Raw genomic sequence first — 22,202 nt, forward strand, 5'->3', positions numbered from 1 at the left:
GGAAGCTTCCAACGAATTGGCCGCTTTCCCGCGAAGTCGGCGTTGCCTTGGCCGGTTTCCAGCGAACTCGGCGCTGCGTACCAGCGTCCCCTAGCCCACCCTGTAGCGGAGGTGGGAGACCAGGCTGGTTCCACGGACCTCCAATGGCTCCAACTTCAGTTCTCCCACGCCGTCCAACAAGCGTTCGCCACCGCCCAGAACCACCGGGGCTACGTGGAGCCGCAACTCATCGATCAAGCCGGCAGACAAGAACTGCCTTGCAGTGGAAGCACCACCGGCGATGGCAACGTTCTTCCCGCCCGCAGCTTCCTTGGCGCGGGACAGAACGGTCTCGATGTCGTCGTTGACGAAGTGGAACGTAGTACCGCCGTCCATCACCATGGGCTCATGCGCGTGGGACGTCAGCACGAAAACCGGGGCGTGGTAGGGCGGTTCTTCGCCCCACCAGCCGCGCCACTCTTCGTCCCACAGCCCATCTCCTGGTCCGGCGAACATGTTCCGGCCCATGATGTAGGCACCGGCTTCGAGGATGCCGGCCACCTCTGCTTCGTTGATATCCCGTTCTTTGAATTGCCAGCGGTGCAAGTTCTCTCCGCCTTCACCGAGCGGTTGTTCCATGCTCTGGTTGGGTCCGGCCACAAAGCCGTCAAGGGACACAGTGAGGTCACACGTAACTCGGGTCATGCGCCCATCCTGCCATTGCCGCGGGCTGCACGGCCAGACCCTTCGACCCTCACGAGACGTTGAAGCCGCCGTTGCTGTGCAGGACCTGGCCATTGATCCACGATCCCGCGTCCGAGAAGAGGAACCGCACCAGCCCGGCCGCATCCGCAGGTGTGCCCAAGCGTCCCGCAGGAGTCGCCCCTGTGGCCCAGTCCCGCACGTCGTCGTCCATCCAGCCCGTGTCAATCGGCCCCGGGTTGATCACGTTCGCACGCACTCCGGCGTCACCGAGTTCGACGGCGGCCGCCTTTACGATCCGGTCCAGGGCACCTTTGCTCGCACCGTATGGCAGGTTGTGGACCGTGTGATCACTGGTCAATGCCACAATCCGGCCGCCAACCGTGCCCGAAGGAACGACCGGGAGCTGCCCTGCAAATGCCTTGATGAGCAGCCACGGAGCCCGCGCGTTCACGGCGAAATGACGGTCCCAGCTTTCCACGGACGTTGTGAGGACGCTGCTGTCCACAGATTCGCAGTGCGACATGACCAGCCCGGTCACGGGCCCCAGGCTACGGCCCGCCTCGATCAGCGCAGCAGGGACGGCCGGGTCGCTGAGGTCGCCAGGAACGAGTTCGACGGCGACGCCAGCCGCGCGGCATTCGGCGGCTATGGCGCTGGCGTCGTCGGGGGACCCTTCAAGGCCAAGCCGGTCGTCGTAGGGTTTCCAATGGTTCAGGACAAGGGACCAACCGTCTGTTGCGAGCCCCACGGCCAAGGCCGCCCCAATGGAGCGGCGCCTTCCAACGCCTGTGAGAACCGCTACCTTCGGTGCTTTTTCCAACGTCATGTTCAGACCCTATGCGGCTTTTGGCCCTATGCACTGTATCCGGCGGGTCCTACGCTGAAGCTGTCAACACCTGCGAAAGAAGGCGGCCATGGCACGGGAACCAGAACCCTCACTGGAGCAACTGAACATTCTTGTGGGCGAATGGCAGACCACCATCCCCAGCGCGGAAACACGGGGTCGGACAACTTTCGAATGGCTGGAAGGTGGCGGCTTCCTGATCCAGCGCTCCACAGTCGAAAGGCCGGAGTATCCCAACGCCGTCAGCATCATAGGTGCCACCGGATCGGACGGGGCATTCCAGCAGCACTACTTCGACTCCCGCGGTGTTACCCGGATTTTCGACATGATGCTTCGGGACAACGTGTGGACGCTTTTCAGGGACGGCCCGGATTGGCCGCAACGGTTCGTCGGCCATATCAGCGGGGACGGCAACACCATCAACGCCCGTCTGGAACGGGGAAACTATCCGGGCGGGCCGCTGGAGCACGACTTCGACATGGTGTACTCGCGGATCGCCTGACCCCTGGCAGGAACAGCATTACTCCAGCTCATTTACAGATCCCTTGCCCGGTGGGAACATAAGGCCCATAGTCCGCGGAGGCAACGCCCGGCCACACCCGGCGCCCTCTGCCGCTGCCATGAAGTCAGCTCTCCTCTGAGAGGAACGGCCATGGGTCGTCTGGGGACCGGGAAAAGTGGGGATGCAGGTCCTGAACCCACTGGTGATCCCCGACGCCACAGTATCCACAGCCTGAACAGCATCGAGAAAGTGGACGCGGTGGTGGTCGGCTCGGGCTTCGGCGGCTCGGTAGCGGCCCTGCGTCTTGCTGAAGCCGGACAGTCCGTGGTGCTGATGGAGCGCGGGAAACCGTACCCGCCCGGGAGCTTTGCCCGCACGCCGTCGGAGATGGGTAAAAACTTCTGGGACCCGGACCGTGGCCTGTATGGACTCTTCGATGCGTGGACCTTCCGTGGAACGGAGGGCCTGGTATCCAGCGGACTTGGCGGCGGCTCACTGATCTACGCGAACGTGCTCCTGCGTAAGGACGAGAAGTGGTTCGTCAACGAATCCCCCATCCCAGGGGGCGGCTACGAGAATTGGCCGTTCACGCGAGCAGACCTCGACCCCTACTACGACGCCGCCGAAGCCATGCTGGACCCCGTGCCCTACCCCTACCAGGACACGGCCAAGACCATGGCCATGGAAAAGACAGCTGCGAACCTGGGACTTTCCATCACCCGGCCGCCCATCGCCGTCACGTTCTCCTCTGGACCAGACGCAGCACCGCGCACCAACCAAGCACTCCCGCTCCCCCACTACGGCAGTATCCACGGCCCCAACACCGTGCGGACCACCTGCACCCTCAGTGGTGAATGCGACATCGGCTGCAACGCCGGTGCCAAGAACACCCTGGACCACAACTACCTTTCGGCGGCGGCCTTCAAAGGTGCCGATGTCCGTACCTTCCACGATGTCCGCGGCATTCGACCTCTCGCCCCGGGCAGTGGGGACGGCGGTTACGAAGTCCGCTACGTCATCCACCACCCCGATGGCCAGGGTGGGCTGCTCACCGAACGCATCATCCACTGCCGCCGGCTCATCCTTGGCGCGGGCACCTTCGGCAGCAACTTCCTGCTGCTCCGCAACCACGGTTCCCTGCCCGCGCTCAGCGACGCCCTGGGCACCCGCTTCAGCGGCAACGGCGACCTCCTGACGTTCATCATGGATGCCAAGACACCCCCAAGCAACGGCTCCCGGCCAGGTGTCCGGACGCTCTCCGGGAGCAAGGGACCGGTGATCACCACGGCCGTCAGGGTTCCGGATTCGAACGACGACGACGGCGATGGCCGGGGCTATTACGTGGAGGACGCCGGGTATCCGGCCTTCATGAACTGGCTGATTGAAACGGCCCAGCTGAAGACCACGGTTAAACGAACTGCGAGGGTTGCCGGGCAGTTGTTCAAGGACAGGCTGTTCGACGCCGGGCGGTCCAATGTCTCCGCGGACCTCGCCGCTGCCCTGGGAGACGGACGGTTGTCCTCCAGTTCCGTCCCATTGCTGGGCATGGGACGGGACATCCCCGACGGCGTCATGTCACTTCGCGACGGCAGGCTCGCCATCGCGTGGACCATGGCCACCTCTACCGGGTACTTTGGCCGGGTCCGCCAAACGATGTCCGAGATCGCCAAGGACCTGGACGGCGACTTCATCGACAACCCACTCTGGTGGGCCAAACGCGTCATCACCGTCCATCCGATCGGCGGCGCACCCGCCGGCCGGCATCCAGGCGAGGCTGTCTGCGATCCGTACGGGGAAGTATTCGGTTATCCGGGGCTGTTCGTTGTGGACGGCGCGGCGATGCCAGGACCGGTGGGCGCCAACCCATCGCTGACCATTGCTGCGTTCGCGGAACGCGCCTGCGCCCACATCGTCGAGGCCGACGACAAAGCCCGCCACAGGGACATCAACCCCGGCGATGCCGCGCTGGCTCAGCCGACGATTCAGGCCACAACTCAAGCGACCGTCCAGGCAACAGTCCAGCGGGAGGCTGCCGGCGCCGTCGTCGACGTCGGCGGGCTGGCTCCGCGTGCCCTGGCACCGGACGCCACCAAAGGCAAGGCCGCGCAGCCCGAACAGCCCGCGAGCGCGGTTGCTGAAGGGACGACGGCGCCCCGCAGCCTCGGGCTGCCAGACGATGCGGCGAAGGAAGCAACCTCGGTACGCTTCACCGAGCAGATGCACGGCTGGTTCAGCCCGGGTGTCACCGATCCGGAGAAGGGCCGCAGCCTGGGCAGGGACCGGTCCCGGAAGATCATGTTCGAACTGACCATTACTGCAGAGGACGTTGAGGCGTTCGCCGCTGATCCCCGACACCCCGCAAAAGCGGAGGGGTACGTGCTGGCGGACTACTTCGGTGGCCGGATGCCGGTGGAGCGTGGATGGTTCAACCTGTTCGTGGCGGACGCGTCCGACGACGGCAGGCCGGCCAGGCGCATGCTGTACCGCTTGTGGTTGCGCGACCCTGGCGGCACGCCCTTGACGTTTACGGGCCACAAACTGATTCACAACGAGGCCGGATTCGACCTCTGGCCGGATACCACCACGCTCTATGCGACCATCGTCCGGGGGCATGTTCCGCCGGACACTGAGGTGGGAGGCACTCAGGACGGCAAGGTAGGGGCGGGAATCCTCTTTATCCGTCCCCTGGACTTCGCCAGGCAGCTGACCACGTTCCGGGCCGAGGGACCCGCTCCGGCCGCGGGGCTGCTGACGTTCGGGAAGCTGTTTGGCGGCGAGCTGTGGCGGGTCTACGGACGGATACCCGCACGCGTACCGTTTCCCCTCAAGCCGAAGCGATGAAGAGCCGGGAGCTCGCACAACACCACGCCGTTCTGGGCTTCACTCCCCGGACGGCGGTCCGTTGGCTCTCGCCAAAGTCGCTGGCGCGCACAGCACTGAAAGTCATGGCCGCCACCGTGTTCGCAGATTTTGGGGACAAACGTGAGCTGGAGGGAAGCTTCCCGGCGGATCAGCTGAGCCTGGACAGGCTGCCCGTACCGGGCCAACCGGCACAACCGTCGGTCAGGGGGCGCGGCCTGCCGGATCCCGCTGCCCTGGACAGGGACGGTTCAGCCCGCCAGGACACGGACGCCCCGAACAAAAATGGCACAGGACAGACCACTGAATTGTGGCTCGATTTCGCGGCAGATCTCGGCGACGGATTTGATGCCACCTACACAGTTGCCTCCCTGCTGGCCGAGGAGTCGCTCAGCGTGGGGGGCTTTGACCTGCCGAGGGGCCATGTCCTGGTCCTGGGTGGTGACGAGGTCTACCCCGTGGCCTCGCCGGCCGGATATGAGGACCGGATGGTTGGGCCCTACCGGATGGCGTTGCCCCCACGCGGACCACAGGGACCACACGGCGAGGCGCCTGTCATGCTGGCCCTCCCCGGAAACCACGATTGGTACGACGGCTTGACCTCCTTCATCCGGATCTTCACCCGCCAACGGACCATCGGCCAGTGGCGGACCATCCAGACACGCAGCTACTTTGGCCTGCGACTCACCGGCCAAGCTCCAACCCCGGGCCACAGCGGCACACCGGGGTGGTGGCTCCTGGGCCTGGACAGCCAGCTGGGGCAATACATCGACGAGCCACAGCTGGACTACTTCTACCGCAATGTCACCTCGCAGCTGCAGCCCGGAGACGCGATCATCCTCTGCGTAGCCGCCCCTTTCTGGGTCAAAGGGAGCGATGAATTCCGGCAAGTCGGCTTCTTTGAGCAGGACTACCTGCACCGCCGCTTCAATCCGGAAACGCAGTTGTTCGAAGCGACGGGGGCAAACGTCCGGCTCTGGCTCACCGGTGACCTCCACCATTACTCCCGGTACGAGCAAGACACCTCCGGGGCCGCGCCAGGGAAAACCCAGCTCATCACCTGCGGGCTCGGCGGAGCATACTTATCGGACGCACACTGGCTGCCGGACCAGATCGTCCTTCCCGCACCCGCAGGCCCAGGCACGTCATCCACAGCTCCCGGGCACCACCAGGTATCAAACCGCCGCTTCATCCGCACCCCCACCATCTATCCGGACCAGTCCGACTCACGCCTCCTTGGACCACGTCTGGCCAACCCCCTCTCGCTGTCATGGCTGCCGGTGCGAAATCCGGGCTTCGGGGTCTCCATGGGTTTGGTCCATGTGGTTGCCGCACTGACAGTTTGGACCGTGTTCAGCGCCTTCCGCGGTGACTCGTTCGTGGGCAGCCTCCGGGGACTCACCCACGGAAACACCCCGCTCCTGCTCGCAGCACTAATCCTCGCCATGCCGCTGCTCCTGGGCCTGACCGCCCTTGCAGCCCGGGCCTTTCGCATCGCCACGGCCGGGATCGTCGTCTTCGCCCGGGGAGCGCTCTACCAGCTGTCCGCGCTCGCCGTGAGCGCCGGCGTCGTCATCCTTGTACCGTGGCCCGGCAGTTGGCCGGACATCGTGGTGGTGCTGCTGGCGCTCGCCCTGGTGGATGTGGGCGGCTGGGTGCTGGGCAGCGAAGCATTCGCTCTGTTCATCCTGGCCACTCCCAGCGGCGAAGTGTCCACGTGGCGGATGTCCGGACAATCCATCGAGGACCACAAGGGCTTCCTCCGCCTCCACTTGGCCACGGACGGCTCACTCACTGTCTACCCCCTGGCGGTGGACACCATCTGCCGCGACTGGCGTCTGGAGGAGGACGACGACGACGGCGCGCGGCTGGTTCCCGAAACCGGCCTTCCGGCCATACGGCTGCTTGAACAGCCCATCACCATCCCACAGGCCATCACCACTGCACAGGCCATCACCACTGCACAGGCCATCACCATCCCACAGAAGGGAAGCGCACCATGATCATCACCCGTGCCGAGCACCGGACCGAGGTCATCCCGTTCCGTGCCCGGGACAACACCCCGCTAAGCCTGGTCCATGTCACCTCGCCCGTGGAACCCGGCAAAGGACCTGTGCTGCTGGTCCACGGCTCCGGAGTCAGGGCCGAACTGTTCCGGCCACCGGTAAGGACCACCCTGGTTGACGTTCTCCTGGAGGACGGTTGGGACGTGTGGATGCTCAATTGGCGGGCATCGATCGACCTCGATCCGTTGTCCTGGACCCTTGCCGACGCCGCCGTGTACGACCACCCCGCCGCCGTCGAACACGTCCTTAACGCAACCGGTGCAGAGACGATGAAGGCCGTGATCCACTGCCAGGGGTCGACGTCGTTCACTATGTCCGCCGTCGCCGGACTGCTCCCGCAAGTGGACACCATCGTCTCCAACGCGGTATCGCTGCACCCGGTGGTGCCGCCCTTCTCGCGACTGAAGATCGATTACCTCACCCCGGTGGTAAAAGTCTTCACCCCTTACCTCTCGCCGGCCTGGGGCTATAAATCGCAGGGCTACTTCACGCGGGCCATCCGCGGCCTGGTCAAAGCCACCCACCACGAGTGCGACAACACCGTGTGCAAAATGGTCAGCTTCACCTACGGCAGCGGCCGGCCCGCCCTCTGGTCCCATGAAAACCTCGACGACGCCACCCACCAGTGGCTCAGCGGCGAATTCGCGGAGGTGCCGGTGACGTTCTTCGAAGAAATGGGCCGCAGCATCAAGGCCGGGCACATGGTGGCCGCCGGCCACCACCCCGAACTGCCCGGGAACCTCGTGGCCGAAGCTCCCCAAACGGACGCCCGGTTCGCCTTCATAGCGGGCCTGGACAACCGCTGCTTCCTCCCCGAAAGCCAGCAACGCAGCTTCGACTTCTTCCGCAAACACCGTCCTGGCAAAGACTCGCTCCACCTCATCCCCGGCTATGGCCACCTCGACGTCTTCTTCGGCGACCACGCCTGGCAGGACACGTTTCCCGTCATCGTCCAGGAGCTGAACGGAACCAAGGAACCGACCCCATGAAAACGCTCACCCAGCTGCTCACTCCCCTGCTCAAAGTGATGCCCTCCCCGGTTCCCAGCAGGCAGGAACGCCTACGGGGCCAGCACGCCTTCGCCGATGGAATCAAATACGTGATGCCGGTCAATTCCGACGATTCACCCGTACTGATGGCAGCCTTTCCCATCAACAAACGCGCAGCGGCTGCAGTCCTGCCCGGTTCCGAGATGCGACCCTTCAGCCTGGGCGGCAAAGGGCTGCTGGTAGTGACAGTGGTCAACTACAAATCCACGGATATCGGCAAGTACATCGAATACTCCCTTGCCATCGCCATCACCCATGGCAGCAGACCGGCGCCGCCACTCCTGCCATTGCTTTTCCAGAAGACGTTCAAGCTGGGCCAGTTCGTGGTGGACCTGCCTGTCAGCACCGAAGTCTCTGTCAAGGGCGGCAAGGGAATCTGGGGAATGCCCAAGCACCAGGCCAACCTCGACTTCGTGGTGACGGACTCCACCGTGTCCGCGCTGTACGAGAAAGACGGCCAACTGGGCTGCTACATCGAAATCGAACGGCCCGAACCGACAAATCTGCCCCTCAAACTTGCGGCGTCCAACTACTGCGTCTTCCGCAACATGCTCTGGAAATCGGACATTTACTTCGAAGCCACCGGAGACATCGCACTGGGAGCACAAGCAAAGGCGCGCCTCATCCTGGGCGACGTGCCCGGCGTCGAACCCCTCAAGGAACTGCAGGTGGAAAGCAAACCGGTCTTTACCGCGTGGCTACCGCAGGCACACGGCGTCCTGGATGACCATTACGAAGCCTGGTTCCTCACCGCTCCCACCCAGCTCGAAGCCGTGGCACTCCGTGGCGGCGACATGCTGGACAGTGTGACGGACCTCGGGCAAGGACAGGAATGGCTGGCTCCTCCGGACCGCAGCCGGATACCCGGTGCCGGAACAAGCGTGAACCCCGGCGGCGGCACGCCATGAACTGGCTCCTCCTGGTCAACGCGCTCTACTTCCTCTTCGGCGCCACCATGTACGTGGGCACCATGTGGGTCCTGAAGTTCTTCCTCTATCCCACCTGGCGCTCGCTGGCACGGGACAACGTGGACATGCATTTTGGCATCCCCACCCGGGCCGCCACCAAGTTCTTCACCATCGTGGTGCCCATCATGTTCATCTCCGGCGCCGTCCTGGTGTGGTCCGAATGGGGCACCATCCGCGTCATCTTCGCCATCATCTGCCTGGTGGGGATCATTACGCTGACCGTCGTGGGCCAGGGCATCATCATCCCCATCAACGTGCGCATTCGCGGCGGCGACTTCAAGGACGACGACGAACTCCGGTCCCTGCTCAAACGGTGGATGCTGCTCAACGACATCCGGTTCTACGTCTCAACCCTGACCTGGGCCTCGATGGTGTGGCTGCTTGTTGACCGCGGCCGCCTGCTGGAGTCGTTCACGTGAGCGCGCACGCGGACTCCCGGAAACCGCATCCTCCCGGAACTGTGGCGTGGGCACTGGCTGACCCGTTGCGTGCCGTGCTGGCGGCGATCGCCATCATCACCGTCATAACAGGCGTGGTGGAAGTACCCTTCGGTGGTCCCCTGCTGCAGGTGCTGGGGGCCGACTCGACACCCGAAACCCGCCAACTCTTTGGCACTGTTGGCATGTTCATGGTGGTGGTAGGTGGACTGCTCCTGCACACCCTCCTCAACCCGGTTCCCTCCCCCGAAGTGGTCCTCTGGTCCGGCGTCCAGAAGGCCGGCGCCTTCGGTGCGGTCGGAATCGGCGTCCTCAACGGGGTGTTCGCTCCGATCGCGCTGGTGGTCGCGTTTTTCGACCTCGCGACGGCGGTCCTCCTGTTTATCCATTGGCGGCGGCTGGGTGCCAGGCCCGCTGTGGGCCTGTCGCGATGAGACGTTCCCTGGTACTGGCCGGCGGCGGCATGCGTGTGGCGTGGCAGGCCGGCGTGATGCGCGCCCTCGAAGAAGAAGGCCTGGAGTTCCAGCATATTGACGCCGCTTCCGGGGGCATCCTGACCGCCGGGATGCTGCTGTCCGGGCTGTCCTCAAGGGAAATGTGCGAGCGCTGGTCGGGCGTGGATGTCAAGGACTTCGGCTCTGCCCTCCCCTTTGGCGACTACCTGAAGGGACCGTGGTCGCTGCCCGCGATCGGCGACGCCGACGGCATCCTGGACAAAGTCTTTCCAGCCCTGGGAATCGACGACGCAGCGATCCGTGCGCGCGCGGCGGAACCAGGCGCCGTCGAAGGTTCCTTCAACGTGGTGGAGTTCACCGAAAAGCGGTGCCACGCCATCGACGCCAGGGAGATCGACGCAGAGCTCATGGCCGCGGGCATGTCGCTGCCGATCTTCCTGACCCCGTTGCGGCGCGACGGGAAAATCTGGACCGACGCTGTGTGGATCCGCGACGCCAACGTGGCGGAGGCCCTGCGCCGCGGTGCGCAGGAAGTCTGGCTCATTTGGTGCATCGGGAATTCTCCGTACTGGGGTGACGGGCCGTTGGAGCAGTACGTCCACATGATCGAAATGAGTGCCGCGGGGGCACTGCTTGCGGATTTCGAAGCCGCTGCCGCTGCCGGGCGGGAGTTCGTGCTGCACGTGATCCGCCCCGAGCATCCCCTGCCCCTGGATCCGGAGTTCTACCTGGGCCGGGTGGATGCCGACACCTTGATCAGCATGGGGTACCGCGATGCCCGGGCCTACCTCGACTCGATGACACCCGATGGGCTCGCCAAAGACGCGCGCTGTACCTCGATGACCGAGCCCGCGCCGGGAGTGCGTTTCATCGACGCACTGCACGGAGAGGTTGACGGCCAGCCGCTGGCGTTCCGCGCCGCCGTCGTGATGCCCTCGCAGCGCGGAGACGGGACGCCGCAGCTCAGCGGGTACCTGGACCATCCGCGGTTCGGCCGCGTCTTCCTGGCGGACGGGCGGGTGGAGGTCGACGGCGAGGACCTCAGCTACCGCGCCCGCGTCCTGCTCGACGGCGGCTGGCAGGATCTCGCTCTCACGCGGACCCTGCACGACGATCCAGGACCGGACGCGTGGTCTGACGCCAGGAACGCCAGGCTTGAGTTGGGCGGACAGAAGGTGGAGCTCACGATGGGCTTGGGCGATGCTGCCGCTCTCCTGGCTTCCGTTGAACCAGTCGGCGCCCATGGGTTCGCCGAGCGCGCCCAGGCGGTGGCCCGCTTCACGGCCAACGGATTCCGCGAGCTGTTGCGGCGCTACTAAAATCTGATGCGTACTGGAACCCTGCCGGGCCGGAATGTGACGCACGTTATTACCGGCGGGTAAACACCACGCTACGAACGAGCCTGAGATGGCAACAGCGGTGAAACACCCGCGAAAAACCGGGCCCCTACGCTGGGATCACAAGCACCAAACAGGTCATCAGCGAAAGGGCCCACCATGTCCTCCACATCCCTTCACATCGTCATCGCCGGCGCAGGTCCGGCCGCCCAGGCATTGGTGCGGCGATTGGTTGGCAGGACCGACACCCGTCAACGCCCCTTCGCCGGCACCGTAACAGTGCTCAGCAACCGCGACGACTGCCCTGAGTCCCTTTTGGAGCTCGCAGAACTGCCCCAGGTTTCCGTCCGCTTCGGCCAGGCCGCCAGTTTCATCGATGCAGAGGCCAAGGTGGTCACCACGGTGGACGGGTTGGAGTTCACCTACGATCAGTTGGTGATCGCCACGGGCTCGGCACCACTCCTTCCTCCGGTAGACGGCGCCGAATCGGTCCTGAGCTACTCCACCATTGACGACGCCGCCTCCATCGGCGAAGCGGTCAAGGAAGTCACCCGTTTCGTCGGCCGCCGTCCGATGGGAATCCTCGTCGGGAATGGTCCAGCAGCGGGCCAGGCCGAAGCGGTACTCCGGGCCCGCGGCGTCCGCCCGGTCCGAACCACCCTGCGCCCCACGGCCGTTGTTGCCCCCGATGCCGATTCGGCGGCACCCGGCCAAGCGATGCCTGCCACCGGAATCGTCTTCGAGGACGGCAGCAGCATGAAGGGCGACCTCGTGGTCCTGGCCGAGGAACGGACCGCACGCAACGACCTCGCCGAAAGTGCCGGGCTCCGGACAGCGCTCGACGGCGGAATCGCCGTGGGCCGCGACCTCGCCACCTCGGTCCCCGGCATCTGGGCGATCGGCGATGCCGCGTCCTGCGATGGCCTTCGCTTGGGCCTGCTCCTGTCCGCCGAATCGTCCGCCATGCTGTGCGCATCCGGCATGCTGCTGGGCGCCGTGGGCAGCGCATCCCAACCTGCCATGGCGGCCTGACCCTGACCGGCTGGCCACCCCGCGCACACCCCCGGCAGCCCCCGCAGGATGTGGCAAGATGGTCCTTTGACGGGCAGTGACAACCCTGCGGCCACCGGGCCGGCCACGCCCTGCACGGAAGGATCCCATGAGCAACGAAGCCGTCGCCCCTGCAAACATCGCCTCCTACATCGACCACACCCTGTTGAAGCCCGAGGCCAGCGAGGCCGACATCCTCAAGGTGTGCGCGGAGGCCGTGGAGTACCGGTTCAAGTCGGTTTGCGTGAACCCGGTGTGGGTCAAGACAGTCACCAAAGCGCTCAAGGGCTCAGGAGTGCTGACGTGTTCGGTGATCGGTTTCCCCCTGGGTGCCACACCAACCGACGTCAAGGCTTTTGAAGCCCGCGGTGCCGTGTTGGACGGTGCCAACGAAATCGACATGGTGATCAACATGGCGTCGGCCCGTGCCAACGACAAGGGTGCTTTGGTGGATGACATCCGTGCTGTGGCAGAGACTGTCCACGCCGGTGAGGCCATCCTGAAAGTCATCATTGAGACCTCCATGCTCAACGACGAACAAAAGGTGATCGCCTGCGAGGCAGCAGTGGAAGCAGGGGCGGACTTCGTCAAGACATCCACAGGCTTCAATGGCGGCGGCGCCACGGTTGAGGATGTAACCCTCATGCGCAAGACTGTCGGCCCGGACCTTGGCGTCAAGGCCTCCGGTGGAGTGCGGTCCCTGGCCGATGCACAGGCTATGATTGCTGCTGGTGCAACACGTATCGGAGCGAGTTCCGGAATTGCCATCGTCAAGGGTGAACAGGGTTCATCTGCCTACTAGGCTTCCGCTACCGCCAGAGATTTTTGAGCCCTGCGGGGCCGAGGAGGAATGAATGTCCAAGAACGCCCCAAGTGCCCCCATTGAAAACGAAAACAATCTCGGCACGAGCATTGTCCTGTTCCTGGTCATGATCGTGCTCTTCCTGGGTGCCATCTACTCGCTCTCCTTCCTGAGCCTGGACAACCCGTGGCCGATGGCCGTGTGCCTGGGCCTCTTTGCCCTGGCGTTCTGGATCCCCCAGACCATCCTCGGCCGTTCGGATTCCGCCGGCGAAAGCTAAGACTTAAAGAGCAACGCGGGGTCACTTACGGCCCATAATCCCCCTAGGGATGGGCCGTAAGTGACCCCGCGTTTCTTGTTTAAAGGGCCAGGGCGGCCAGGACCCCGGGCCAGTGCTGCTGGGCAAGCGTCCACCCGGCAGCAACCATCCCCACCATGGCGTAACCGCTAACGGGAATCAGCACCAGCCATTCGCGTCGGGACCCGGCCCTGCCAAGCAGCGGCAGGGAAAAAGCACCGTTTGCCCGCCAGATTCCGCTGACCAGCGACTTCCGAAGGAACTTGGGCGGCTTGATCACGATGGGCCACAACAACGGCACGCCACCAACAGTGATCATGTCCCCCACGATGTGTACCACCACTCCGGTCAGCATGGACAGCGGCAGCCACCCCCATTGATCCGGCGCGAACCACGTCACCAGGCCGGCCATAACCAGCGCAAAGAGCCAGTTGGTGATCCACCCCGATTTCGGGAACAGGTTCAACGCTTTGGCGGCCAGGTTGATCATGAACATGCACAGCAGGCCCGCGCCGATGGACAGCTTGCCGACCGGGGTCATCATCTGGAACTGCGCGGCCATCGCGGCAAGCACCACGAACGCCGAGGCACCCAGCAGTGAGTGAGTCCCTTGCCGGTGCCCTCCACTGGCTTTCTCGATCCCCACCGCAATTACGTTGGATAACGGCGGCAGCGAGTTGGCAATGGTGCTGTGCCGGTGGTCCCAGTCGCAGACCAAGGCCGTGCCCGCCGTCGCCATGGCGCCTATGAGGATTCCCGTGGAATCCAGCGGGTACCACCCCAATGCATACGGCCCGGTCGAGGCAATAGCTATCCACGCCGCGGCTCCCGACGCGGCGTGGTGTCCTCCCATCATTCGTTTAGCCTGCTTTCACGGGCACGTCGGCGAAAATCGCCTCAATGACGTTGTTGGCCCACTGCAGAATCTCGGCGTCCTGGAGATCGCGTCCGCCGATCCTGGCCGTCTTCGGCTTGGGAATCAGCACGGCATCCAGGGCAGGTTTGACCTGCGAACCCGGGTACATGCGGTTCAGGCGCATGGTTTTGGATTCGGGCAGTTGCGCCGGCGAGAACCGGATGAAGTTCCCTTGGAGCGCGACGTCGGACAGGCCGGCTTCGCGGGCACCCACCCGGAACCGGGCCACGGCAATGAGGTTTTGGGCCGGGAGGGGCGGCTCGCCGTAACGGTCCACGAGTTCGGCGAGGACCTCGTCGATGGCCTCATAGGTAATTGCGGCAGCGAGTTTGCGGTAAGCCTCCAGGCGCAGCCGCTCCCCCGGAACATAGTCATGGGGGAGGTGCGCGTTGACAGGCAGTTCGATCTTCATCTCAGCGGCCTTCTCCTCGGCCTCACCACGGTATTCGGCCACAGCTTCTCCCACCAGGCGGATGTAGAGGTCGAAGCCGACGCCCTGGATGTGGCCGGACTGTTCCCCGCCCAGCAGGTTGCCGGCGCCGCGGATTTCCAGGTCCTTCATGGCCAGCTGCATGCCGGCACCAAGCTCGTTATGCGCTGCCACCGCCTTCAAACGCTCCAGCGCTACCTCGCCCAGAGGCTTCTCGGAGGGGTAGAGGAAGTAGGCGTAGGCCCGTTCGCGGCCGCGGCCCACACGGCCACGGAGCTGGTGCAGCTGCGAGAGGCCGTACTTGTCTGCGCCGTCCACGATCAAGGTGTTGGCATTGGAGATATCCAGGCCGGTTTCGATGATGGTGGTGCACACCAGCACATCGAAGCGCTTCTCCCAGAAGTCCACGATGATCTTCTCCAGGCGGCTTTCGGACATCTGCCCGTGCGCCACCTCCACCCTTGCCTCAGGGACCAGCTCCCGGATCTGGGCGGCGATGCGCTCGATCGAGGACACCCTGTTGTGCACGAAAAACACCTGTCCCTCGCGCATGAGTTCACGGCGGATGGCGGCCGAGGTCTGCTTGTTGGTGAAGGGCCCCACATAGGTGAGCACCGGATGGCGTTCCTCCGGTGGGGTGGCCAGCGTGGAGGTTTCCCGGATCCCCGTCAGGGACATTTCCAGGGTTCGCGGGATGGGGGTGGCGCTCATGGCCAGGACGTCCACGTTGGTGCGCATCTTCTTGAGCGCTTCCTTGTGTTCGACGCCAAAGCGCTGTTCTTCGTCCACAATGACCAGGCCCAGGTCCTTGAACTCGAAGTCCTTGGACAGCAGCCGGTGAGTCCCGATCACCACATCCACAGCGCCGCTCTTGACGCCTTCAGCGGTCTCCTTGGCTTCCTTGCTGGACTGGAAGCGCGAGAGTGGCTTCACGCGCAGGGGGAAACCAGAGAAGCGCTCGGTGAAGGTTTCATAGTGCTGCTGGGCCAACAGCGTGGTGGGCACCAGGACAGCCACCTGTTTGCCATCCTGGACCGCTTTGAAGGCCGCCCGGACCGCGATCTCGGTCTTCCCGTAGCCAACATCGCCGGACACCAGCCGGTCCATGGGAATCTCGCGCTCCATGTCCGCTTTGACCTCGTTGATGGTGGTCAACTGGTCAGGAGTTTCCACGTAGGGGAAGGCCTCTTCGAGCTCACGCTGCCATGGTGTATCGGGCGCGAACGCGTGTCCCCGGGAAGCCATGCGGGCCGAGTACAGCCGGATCAGTTCACCGGCGATTTCCTTGACAGCCTTGCGGGCCTTGGACTTGGTGCTTGCCCAGTCGGCGCCGCCCATCTTGCTCAACGCGGGGGTGTCGCCACCTACATAACGGGTCACTTGGTCCAGCTGGTCCGTCGGCACAAACAGCCGGTCACCAGGGGCGCCGCGCTTGGAGGGCGCGTACTCCAGGACCAGGTACTCGCGAAGCCCGGCGTCCGAGGACGACGTCCCGGTCACCTTGCGCTGGATCAGCTCCACGAACCGGCCGATGCCGTGCTGCTCGTGCACCACGAAGTCGCCCGCATGCAGCTGCAGCGGATCCACGGCGTTCCGCCGCTTGGACGGCATGCGCCGCATGTCCTTGGTGGAACTGGCTGTCGCCCGTCCAAGGAGGTCCGCTTCGGTCAACAGCCCCAGCTTGAGTCCATCCAGGACAAAACCACGTCCGACGGCGGCAGTAGTCACCTCGATGATTCCCGGTTGGGGTTCGTGATCCAGGGACTCAACGCGGGAACACGGAATGTCGGCATCATGGAACAGCTCGGCCAGTCGCTGGGCAGGACCGGGGCCGTCGGTCACCACCACCACGCGCCACTGCTCACGGACACGGGAGCCGATGAATTCGAGCATTTCAGCTACCTCGCCCTGGTAGCCACGAGGTTCGCGGGCTCGCATGTTCAGGACGTCGATATCCAGGACCAGGTCTTCGTCCGAGGCGAGGGATGTGATGGACCACCAGGAAACGCCGTGCTCCAGCGCGGCGGAGCGTGTGTCCGTCAGCGAGCGGAAACTGGCGGCGTGCAGGTCCGTTGAGGCCTGGGACGAAAGATCAAGGGGCGCCGCACCGCCGTCGGACGCCGTTGACCAGGCCGCTTCCAGGAACTCTTCGTTGGTCGCCGCGAGGTCGTGCGCGCGGGTGCGCACCTTCTCGGGCTCGATCACCACGGAAAGCGAGCCGGCAGGGAGCTGATCCACGAACGGGACCATGGCGTCCACCAGCACGGGGGCCAACGATTCCATGCCTTCAACGGCGATGCCGCCGGCAATCTTCTCCAGCATGTCGGCCGCGGCGGGCATGTCGGCCTTCAGCTTGGCGGCGCGGGACATCACGGAGGGTGTGATCAGGATTTCACGGCATGGCGGGGCGTGCAGCTCGGTGGGGTGGTGGATACCTGGCGCACTCAAGGAACGCTGGTCGGCCACGGCGAACCAGCGCATCTGGTCCACCTCGTCGCCGAAGAACTCCACCCGGATGGGGTGGTCTTCGGTGGGCGGGAAGACATCGAGGATACCGCCGCGGACCGCGAATTCACCGCGGTGCGTCACCATGTCAACGCGCGCATACGCGGCGTCGGACAAGGCGCGGACAACCTCGCTGAAGGAACGCTCCTGGCCTACTTGGAGGGTGACCGGAACCAGGTCACCCAGGCCGGCCACGATCGGCTGGACCACGGCGCGGACGGGAGCCACCACCACACGCAACGGGGCCGCCGTCGAGGTTTCAGGGTGCGTCAGGCGGCGAAGGACGGAGAGCCGGCGGCCCACAGTGTCCGAGCGCGGCGAGAGACGCTCGTGGGGAAGGGTTTCCCAGCTGGGGAAGGCGGCCACGGAGTCCGCAGGGAGGTAGGAGGCGAGAGCCGCGGTGAGGTCCTCGGCTTCCCTGCCGGTTGCGGTGACCGCGAGAACCACCGGAGCGGCCGCGCCATCGGCACCAGCGTCGGCTAGAGCATCTGCCATCTCGGCAACCAGGACCGCCCGCATCCCTGTGGGGGCGCTGATCTGGTAGTCGGTGTTGCGGTCGCTGAAGGGCCGCTGCGCCTCTGTTCGAACACGCGCAAATGTCTTGTCCTCCGCCAGTGCGCGGCGCAGACCGTTGAGGCTCATGGCAGAAACTCCTAGGGTGGGTCCAAGGGCAGGCAACACAAATGCCCGGAAATTCAGATGAATGCCGGGTCATTCCAGCCTACCTCCACCCCAGCCCCAGGAGTTCCTTTGCAGCCTTCGGAAGCTACGCATTCCAACACCCCGCAAGACACCAAGTCCGTGCTGGTGACCGGCGCCACAGGCTACATCGGCGGCCGGCTCGTCCCACGCCTCCTTGAGGCCGGGCATCGGGTCAAAGTCCTTGTCCGCACGCCGCAAAAGATCGCCGATGTTCCCTGGCATGACGACGTCGAGATCATTGAAAACAGCTTGTCCGACGCCGATGGCCTCGCCGACGCGCTGGCTGGTGTGGACGTCCTGTACTACCTGGTCCATTCCATGGCCTCCGGCAGCGGATTCGAAGCCAAGGAAGAAGCCATGGCCCGCCTTGTGGCAGGGGCAGCGGGGGAAGCGGGTGTGGACAGGATCGTCTACCTTGGCGGCCTGCACCCGGAGAACACGGAACTTTCCACGCACATGAGATCCCGCGAAACAGTGGGCAAGGTGTTCCTGGAATCCGGCGTGGACTCCATCGTGTTCCAGGCCGGCGTGGTGATCGGTTCGGGCTCGGCATCGTTCGAGATGATCCGGCACCTGGCCGACACGCTGCCAGTCATGCCCGCCCCCAGCTGGGTTAACAACCGGATCGAGGCCATCGCAGTGCGGGACGTCCTGCACTACCTCGTGGCCGCTGCCGCCCTTCCGGACAAGCTGAACCGCTCCTTCGACATCGGATCCCGGGATGTCCTGAAGTACAAGGAGATGATGAACGAGTACGCCGTGGAACGCGGCCTGCCCAAGCGCCTGGTGATCGCCCTCCCGGTACCCGCTCCCAAGCTGGCTGGCTTGTGGGTGGCCCTGGTAACGCCCATTCCCCTGTCCATGTCCCTGCCATTGGTGCAGTCACTGCAGCACGATGCTGTGTCGCGGGAGCACGACGTCGACCGTCACATCAAGCAGCCCGACGGCGGCCTGACCTCCTACCGCCGCGCCGTCGCCTTGGCGCTGGGCAAGGAGCGGGACGGCCAGGTGGAGACCACTTGGGCGAACGCGGGCATCGACGCCGATCCCCTTCCGAGTGACCCCGACTGGGCCGGCTACAAAGTGTTCCTGGACGAGAGGACCTTCCACAGCGAGGCCAGGCCGGAGCATGTGTGGACCATCATCGAGGGTATCGGAGGCAAGAACGGCTGGTACTCCATGCCGCTGGCTTGGAAGGTGCGCGGTTGGCTGGACAAGCTGCAGGGCGGCGCGGGTTTGCTCCGGGGCCGGCGGCATCCCAAGACACTGAACACGGGCGAGGTGGTGGACTGGTGGCGCGTCGAGGCCATTGACCGGGGCCACCTGCTGCGGTTGCGGGCCGAAATGCGTGCGCCCGGTGGTGCGTGGCTGGAGTTGTCGGTGGAGCCCGATGGCGCCGGAAGCCTGTACAAGCAGCGCGCCATCTTCTTCCCACGCGGCCTGGCTGGGCGGCTCTACTGGTTGGGCGTGTACCCGTTCCATGGATTCATCTTCCCGTCGATGGCACGCAATATTTCGGCTGCCGCAACAGAGCTCCAGGAAGAGCCCGGTTCAAGCCTGTCCACCCGGACCCCGTAGGATGTTGGGAGCTAAAAAGCTTCACCACAACCATCCACGGAGGACCCATGGCCCTGAGTGCATCCACCACCCTGCCCCACAGCGTTGACCGCGTAGCGGCCGTCTTTGTCGACGAGGATTTCCTGCGCCACACGAGCGAATACGTGGGCGGCTCGCTGGAATCGTTCACCGTTGACGGCGACACCGCCGGCGCTTTCACCACCACCACCGTCCGCACGCTGCCCACTACCCGCCTGCCGGAGATCGCCCGCAAGTTCGTTGGCGAAACCCTGAAGGTGACCCAGACCGAGGAGTGGGAAGCTCCCTCCGCGGATGGCTCACGCGCCAGCAAGATCGCCCTGAAGATCTCCGGCGCCCCGCTGGACGTTACTGCAGTCCAGCGGCTCGTGGCTGAGGGTGCCAGCACCCGCATCGAGCTCGAAGGCAACGTGACGTCGTCGGTTCCGTTCCTCGGCGGCAAGATCGCTGACGCTGCCGAGCCCATGGTCGGCAAGGCCCTGGGCATCCAGTCGCAGCAGGCGCAGGCCTGGCTCGAAAGCCACTAGCATGCAGATTCCGGCAATCCTTGCGGTTGTCCTGATCGTGGCCGGCGTCTGGTCCCTGGTTGTGTGGCCGCAGTTCCTCAAGCGCGTCATGAAGGACCCCAGGGCCCGCGACACCGCAGGCAAGGCCACCAAGTTCCTGACCGTCCACGTGGTCCTGGTCAGCATCTCCATGGTGCTGGGCCTGGCGACGGCGGTCATAGGGATCGCGGGCCTCATCGCCTGACTTTCACCCAACTGGGTAACAGCTCCTGCTCCAATGACGACTCAATAGGACATGAGCTGTTACCCAGTTGGGTAAGATGGACAGTGGTGTGCCGGGAAGTCTGGTCGGCGTGTATTCGACGTACCCGAAGATTTCCGCCCCACCGTTAGGAGCCCTCAGTGGCCCACCAGCCCCCAGTAACGCCTAAGGCCCCGTCCGGCAAGGTTTTCTCCCGCTCCAGCTATCCGGAGTACCGCAGGATCCTCTCGATCCTGCGCACGGAAACTGTTGGCGGCGCACTTCTCCTGGCAGCAACTGTCGTGGCCCTCATCTGGGCCAACTCCCCCGCGGCCGAGGGCTATTTCGCCCTCCGCGACCTGAAACTCGGCTTCGAACCCTGGCACCTTGAGCTCAGCTTGGGCCACTGGGCCTCGGACGGCCTGCTGGCGGTGTTCTTCTTCCTGGCCGGCCTTGAGCTGAAACGCGAATTCGTGGCCGGCGAACTCCGCAAACCGGCCCGGGCAGTGGTTCCCGTGGCTGCCGCGATCGGCGGAGTGGCAGTACCCGCCCTGATTTTCGTCCTGTTCAACCTCGGATCACCGGAAACCCTCAAAGGCTGGGCGATCCCGACAGCCACGGACATAGCCTTCGCACTGGCGGTCCTGGCCGTCATCAACACCCACCTGCCCGCCGCGCTAAGGACCTTCCTCCTGACGCTCGCCGTGGTGGATGACCTCATCGCCATCGGCATCATCGCCTTCTTCTACTCCACCGGGCTCCAGCCGCTCATGCTGCTGGCCGCCTTGGTACCGTTGGCCCTCTTCACGTTCCTGGTGCAGAAGCGGATCCGCAGCTGGTACATCCTGCTCCCGCTGGCCCTTGCCACGTGGGGCTTTGTCCACGCCTCCGGCATCCATGCCACCGTGGCCGGCGTCCTGCTCGGTTTCGCGGTGCCCGTCTTCGCCAGCGGGAAAAAGGGCGAACCGGCCGAGGGCCTGGCCGAACACTTTGAACACCGCCTTCGCCCGTTCTCCGCTGGTTTCGCGGTCCCGGTGTTCGCATTCTTCTCCGCAGGCGTGGCTTTGGGCGGTCTGGAGGGAATGGGCGCGGCCCTCCGCGATCCAGTGGCACTGGGAATTGTTGCAGCGCTGGTGGCGGGCAAGGCCGTCGGTGTCTTTGGCACCACGTTCCTGGTCACCAAAACCACCCGCGCCAGCCTGGATTCAAGCATCGCATGGATCGACCTGTTCGGCCTGGCACTGTTGGCCGGCATCGGCTTCACGGTCTCGCTGCTCATCGGCGAGCTCAGTTTCGGCGCCGGCTCAGCCCACAACGACCACGCCAAGGTGGCCATCCTGGCAGGTTCCCTGATCTCGGCGCTGCTGGCCGCCGTCGTGCTTAAGGCCCGCAACCGGCGCTACCGTCAGGTGCAGGCTGACGAAGAACGGGACGACGACGGCGACGGCGTGCCTGACGTCTTCTCCCGCGCCTGAGGCGGAGGTGCCGCGCCCCCGGCTACGTAGTGGCTTGGTTCAGCGCGTCCTCAGCAGCGACCCACGAGATCATGGCGCACTTGACGCGGGCTGCGTAGCGGGCCACTCCTTCGAAGGCGGCAGCGTCGCCCAGGATCTCGGGGTCAGCCTGGACCTTCCCGCGTGAGCGGAGTACCTCGCGGAAGTTATCGATGACCGAGTGCAGTTCCTCCACGGACATCCCCTCCCCCAGCTCGCTGAGGACGGACGCTGAAGCCATGGAGATCGAACAGCCGGCACCGTCCCAGCTGATCTGCTGGACGGTTCCGTCGGCAACGGCGAGCCGCAGGGTCACTTCATCCCCGCACACGGGGTTCAGTTGGTGGGATTGACCCGTGGACGCGCCCGCGGGAGCTGTTGTGCCAGCCAGCCCGCTGCCGTGCCGCTGCTTGGAATGGTCAAGGATGATCTGTTGGTAAAGCTGGTCAAGACTCATGGTGC

General features: G+C 64.8%; 20 protein-coding genes. 15 read left to right on the forward strand and 5 right to left on the reverse strand.

Translation table 11 applies throughout. From position 1 onward, the window contains the following. Positions 1 to 90: 90 nt before the first annotated feature. Both PJL15_RS17545 and PJL15_RS17550 read right to left on the reverse strand, forming a co-directional pair. Positions 91 to 684 carry a dihydrofolate reductase family protein gene (locus tag PJL15_RS17545; RefSeq protein WP_281452420.1) on the reverse strand — a complete coding sequence of 198 codons (594 nt, stop codon included), beginning with the start codon at positions 682 to 684 and terminating at the stop codon, positions 91 to 93. 49 nt (positions 685 to 733) lie between these two features. After that, entirely contained in the window at positions 734 to 1,510 is a 777-nt protein-coding gene (locus tag PJL15_RS17550) for an SDR family oxidoreductase (RefSeq protein WP_281452421.1), read from the reverse strand. Positions 1,511 to 1,598: 88 nt separating this feature from the next. On the opposite strand from PJL15_RS17550, the gene PJL15_RS17555 reads away from it, so the two are divergent. The 11 genes from PJL15_RS17555 to PJL15_RS17605 all read left to right on the forward strand — a co-directional run bounded on the left by PJL15_RS17555 (position 1,599) and on the right by PJL15_RS17605 (position 13,333). Further along, positions 1,599 to 2,030: a hypothetical protein gene (locus PJL15_RS17555; RefSeq protein WP_281452422.1), complete on the forward strand. Its 432-nt coding sequence runs from the start codon at positions 1,599 to 1,601 to the stop codon at positions 2,028 to 2,030. Positions 2,031 to 2,180: 150 nt separating this feature from the next. Next, on the forward strand, positions 2,181 to 4,871 hold the full coding sequence (locus PJL15_RS17560) for a GMC oxidoreductase (RefSeq protein WP_281452423.1): 2,691 nt from the start codon (positions 2,181 to 2,183) through the stop codon (positions 4,869 to 4,871). Further along, positions 4,868 to 6,892 (forward strand): hypothetical protein, encoded by a 2,025-nt coding sequence (locus PJL15_RS17565; RefSeq protein ID WP_281452424.1) that lies wholly within the window; start codon positions 4,868 to 4,870, stop codon positions 6,890 to 6,892. Before PJL15_RS17560 ends, PJL15_RS17565 begins: the two co-directional genes overlap by 4 nt. After that, positions 6,889 to 7,944 carry an alpha/beta fold hydrolase gene (locus tag PJL15_RS17570; RefSeq protein WP_281452425.1) on the forward strand — a complete coding sequence of 352 codons (1,056 nt, stop codon included), beginning with the start codon at positions 6,889 to 6,891 and terminating at the stop codon, positions 7,942 to 7,944. Before PJL15_RS17565 ends, PJL15_RS17570 begins: the two co-directional genes overlap by 4 nt. Then, positions 7,941 to 8,912: an acetoacetate decarboxylase family protein gene (locus PJL15_RS17575; protein ID WP_281452426.1), complete on the forward strand. Its 972-nt coding sequence runs from the start codon at positions 7,941 to 7,943 to the stop codon at positions 8,910 to 8,912. Before PJL15_RS17570 ends, PJL15_RS17575 begins: the two co-directional genes overlap by 4 nt. After that, positions 8,909 to 9,391 (forward strand): DUF1772 domain-containing protein, encoded by a 483-nt coding sequence (locus tag PJL15_RS17580; protein WP_281452427.1) that lies wholly within the window; start codon positions 8,909 to 8,911, stop codon positions 9,389 to 9,391. Before PJL15_RS17575 ends, PJL15_RS17580 begins: the two co-directional genes overlap by 4 nt. Continuing rightward, entirely contained in the window at positions 9,388 to 9,843 is a 456-nt protein-coding gene (locus PJL15_RS17585) for a hypothetical protein (RefSeq protein ID WP_281452428.1), read from the forward strand. The genes PJL15_RS17580 and PJL15_RS17585 overlap by 4 nt, the downstream gene beginning before the upstream one ends. Further along, positions 9,840 to 11,183 carry a patatin-like phospholipase family protein gene (locus tag PJL15_RS17590; protein WP_281452429.1) on the forward strand — a complete coding sequence of 448 codons (1,344 nt, stop codon included), beginning with the start codon at positions 9,840 to 9,842 and terminating at the stop codon, positions 11,181 to 11,183. The genes PJL15_RS17585 and PJL15_RS17590 overlap by 4 nt, the downstream gene beginning before the upstream one ends. A 177-nt stretch (positions 11,184 to 11,360) precedes the next feature. Continuing rightward, positions 11,361 to 12,233 (forward strand): FAD-dependent oxidoreductase, encoded by an 873-nt coding sequence (locus PJL15_RS17595; protein ID WP_281452430.1) that lies wholly within the window; start codon positions 11,361 to 11,363, stop codon positions 12,231 to 12,233. A 127-nt stretch (positions 12,234 to 12,360) separates the two neighbouring features. Continuing rightward, the gene (gene deoC, locus PJL15_RS17600; RefSeq protein WP_281452431.1) at positions 12,361 to 13,053 is read left to right on the forward strand and encodes a deoxyribose-phosphate aldolase; all 693 of its coding nucleotides are present in this window, start codon (positions 12,361 to 12,363) and stop codon (positions 13,051 to 13,053) included. Between the two features lie 52 nt (positions 13,054 to 13,105). Then, complete coding sequence (locus PJL15_RS17605) at positions 13,106 to 13,333, forward strand: hypothetical protein (protein WP_281452432.1); 228 nt, start codon at positions 13,106 to 13,108, stop codon at positions 13,331 to 13,333. A gap of 79 nt (positions 13,334 to 13,412) precedes the next feature. Here PJL15_RS17605 and PJL15_RS17610 read toward each other — a convergent pair whose 3' ends face one another. Further along, on the reverse strand, positions 13,413 to 14,207 hold the full coding sequence (locus PJL15_RS17610) for a metal-dependent hydrolase (RefSeq protein WP_281452433.1): 795 nt from the start codon (positions 14,205 to 14,207) through the stop codon (positions 13,413 to 13,415). A 4-nt stretch (positions 14,208 to 14,211) separates the two neighbouring features. Continuing rightward, positions 14,212 to 17,844, reverse strand: a complete 3,633-nt coding sequence (gene mfd, locus PJL15_RS17615) for a transcription-repair coupling factor (protein WP_281452434.1) — start codon at positions 17,842 to 17,844, stop codon at positions 14,212 to 14,214. A gap of 108 nt (positions 17,845 to 17,952) precedes the next feature. Here mfd and PJL15_RS17620 point away from each other — a divergent pair, with 108 nt between their 5' ends. From PJL15_RS17620 to nhaA, 4 genes are all read left to right on the forward strand, one after another. Beyond that, positions 17,953 to 19,482 carry an SDR family oxidoreductase gene (locus PJL15_RS17620; protein WP_281452435.1) on the forward strand — a complete coding sequence of 510 codons (1,530 nt, stop codon included), beginning with the start codon at positions 17,953 to 17,955 and terminating at the stop codon, positions 19,480 to 19,482. Between the two features lie 47 nt (positions 19,483 to 19,529). After that, positions 19,530 to 20,027: a DUF2505 domain-containing protein gene (locus PJL15_RS17625; protein WP_281452436.1), complete on the forward strand. Its 498-nt coding sequence runs from the start codon at positions 19,530 to 19,532 to the stop codon at positions 20,025 to 20,027. A gap of 1 nt (position 20,028) precedes the next feature. Beyond that, positions 20,029 to 20,250, forward strand: a complete 222-nt coding sequence (locus tag PJL15_RS17630) for an SCO4848 family membrane protein (protein ID WP_281452437.1) — start codon at positions 20,029 to 20,031, stop codon at positions 20,248 to 20,250. Positions 20,251 to 20,408: 158 nt separating this feature from the next. Continuing rightward, positions 20,409 to 21,722: a Na+/H+ antiporter NhaA gene (gene nhaA, locus PJL15_RS17635; RefSeq protein ID WP_281452438.1), complete on the forward strand. Its 1,314-nt coding sequence runs from the start codon at positions 20,409 to 20,411 to the stop codon at positions 21,720 to 21,722. A gap of 22 nt (positions 21,723 to 21,744) precedes the next feature. Here the strand turns inward: nhaA and sufU are convergent, their stop codons facing one another. After that, positions 21,745 to 22,197, reverse strand: a complete 453-nt coding sequence (sufU, locus tag PJL15_RS17640) for a Fe-S cluster assembly sulfur transfer protein SufU (protein ID WP_281452439.1) — start codon at positions 22,195 to 22,197, stop codon at positions 21,745 to 21,747. Between the last annotated feature and the right edge of the window lie 5 nt (positions 22,198 to 22,202).

Source organism: Paenarthrobacter nitroguajacolicus (assembly GCF_029952445.1).
Taxonomy (GTDB): Bacteria; Actinomycetota; Actinomycetes; order Actinomycetales; family Micrococcaceae; genus Arthrobacter; species Arthrobacter nitroguajacolicus_B.

Excerpts from the sequence above, each read along its gene's own strand:
- PJL15_RS17560 (WP_281452423.1), top strand. The coding sequence starts at position 2,181 with ATGGGTCGTCTGGGGACCGGGAAAAGTGGGGATGCAGGTCCTGAACCC.
- PJL15_RS17575 (WP_281452426.1), top strand. The coding sequence starts at position 7,941 with ATGAAAACGCTCACCCAGCTGCTCACTCCCCTGCTCAAAGTGATGCCC.
- PJL15_RS17610 (WP_281452433.1), bottom strand. The coding sequence starts at position 14,207 with ATGATGGGAGGACACCACGCCGCGTCGGGAGCCGCGGCGTGGATAGCT.
- PJL15_RS17605 (WP_281452432.1), top strand. The coding sequence starts at position 13,106 with ATGTCCAAGAACGCCCCAAGTGCCCCCATTGAAAACGAAAACAATCTC.
- PJL15_RS17555 (WP_281452422.1), top strand. The coding sequence starts at position 1,599 with ATGGCACGGGAACCAGAACCCTCACTGGAGCAACTGAACATTCTTGTG.
- PJL15_RS17545 (WP_281452420.1), bottom strand. The coding sequence starts at position 684 with ATGACCCGAGTTACGTGTGACCTCACTGTGTCCCTTGACGGCTTTGTG.
- PJL15_RS17565 (WP_281452424.1), top strand. The coding sequence starts at position 4,868 with ATGAAGAGCCGGGAGCTCGCACAACACCACGCCGTTCTGGGCTTCACT.
- PJL15_RS17625 (WP_281452436.1), top strand. The coding sequence starts at position 19,530 with ATGGCCCTGAGTGCATCCACCACCCTGCCCCACAGCGTTGACCGCGTA.
- deoC (WP_281452431.1), top strand. The coding sequence starts at position 12,361 with ATGAGCAACGAAGCCGTCGCCCCTGCAAACATCGCCTCCTACATCGAC.
- PJL15_RS17570 (WP_281452425.1), top strand. The coding sequence starts at position 6,889 with ATGATCATCACCCGTGCCGAGCACCGGACCGAGGTCATCCCGTTCCGT.
- PJL15_RS17580 (WP_281452427.1), top strand. The coding sequence starts at position 8,909 with ATGAACTGGCTCCTCCTGGTCAACGCGCTCTACTTCCTCTTCGGCGCC.
- mfd (WP_281452434.1), bottom strand. The coding sequence starts at position 17,844 with ATGAGCCTCAACGGTCTGCGCCGCGCACTGGCGGAGGACAAGACATTT.
- sufU (WP_281452439.1), bottom strand. The coding sequence starts at position 22,197 with ATGAGTCTTGACCAGCTTTACCAACAGATCATCCTTGACCATTCCAAG.
- PJL15_RS17595 (WP_281452430.1), top strand. The coding sequence starts at position 11,361 with ATGTCCTCCACATCCCTTCACATCGTCATCGCCGGCGCAGGTCCGGCC.
- PJL15_RS17630 (WP_281452437.1), top strand. The coding sequence starts at position 20,029 with ATGCAGATTCCGGCAATCCTTGCGGTTGTCCTGATCGTGGCCGGCGTC.
- PJL15_RS17550 (WP_281452421.1), bottom strand. The coding sequence starts at position 1,510 with ATGACGTTGGAAAAAGCACCGAAGGTAGCGGTTCTCACAGGCGTTGGA.
- PJL15_RS17590 (WP_281452429.1), top strand. The coding sequence starts at position 9,840 with ATGAGACGTTCCCTGGTACTGGCCGGCGGCGGCATGCGTGTGGCGTGG.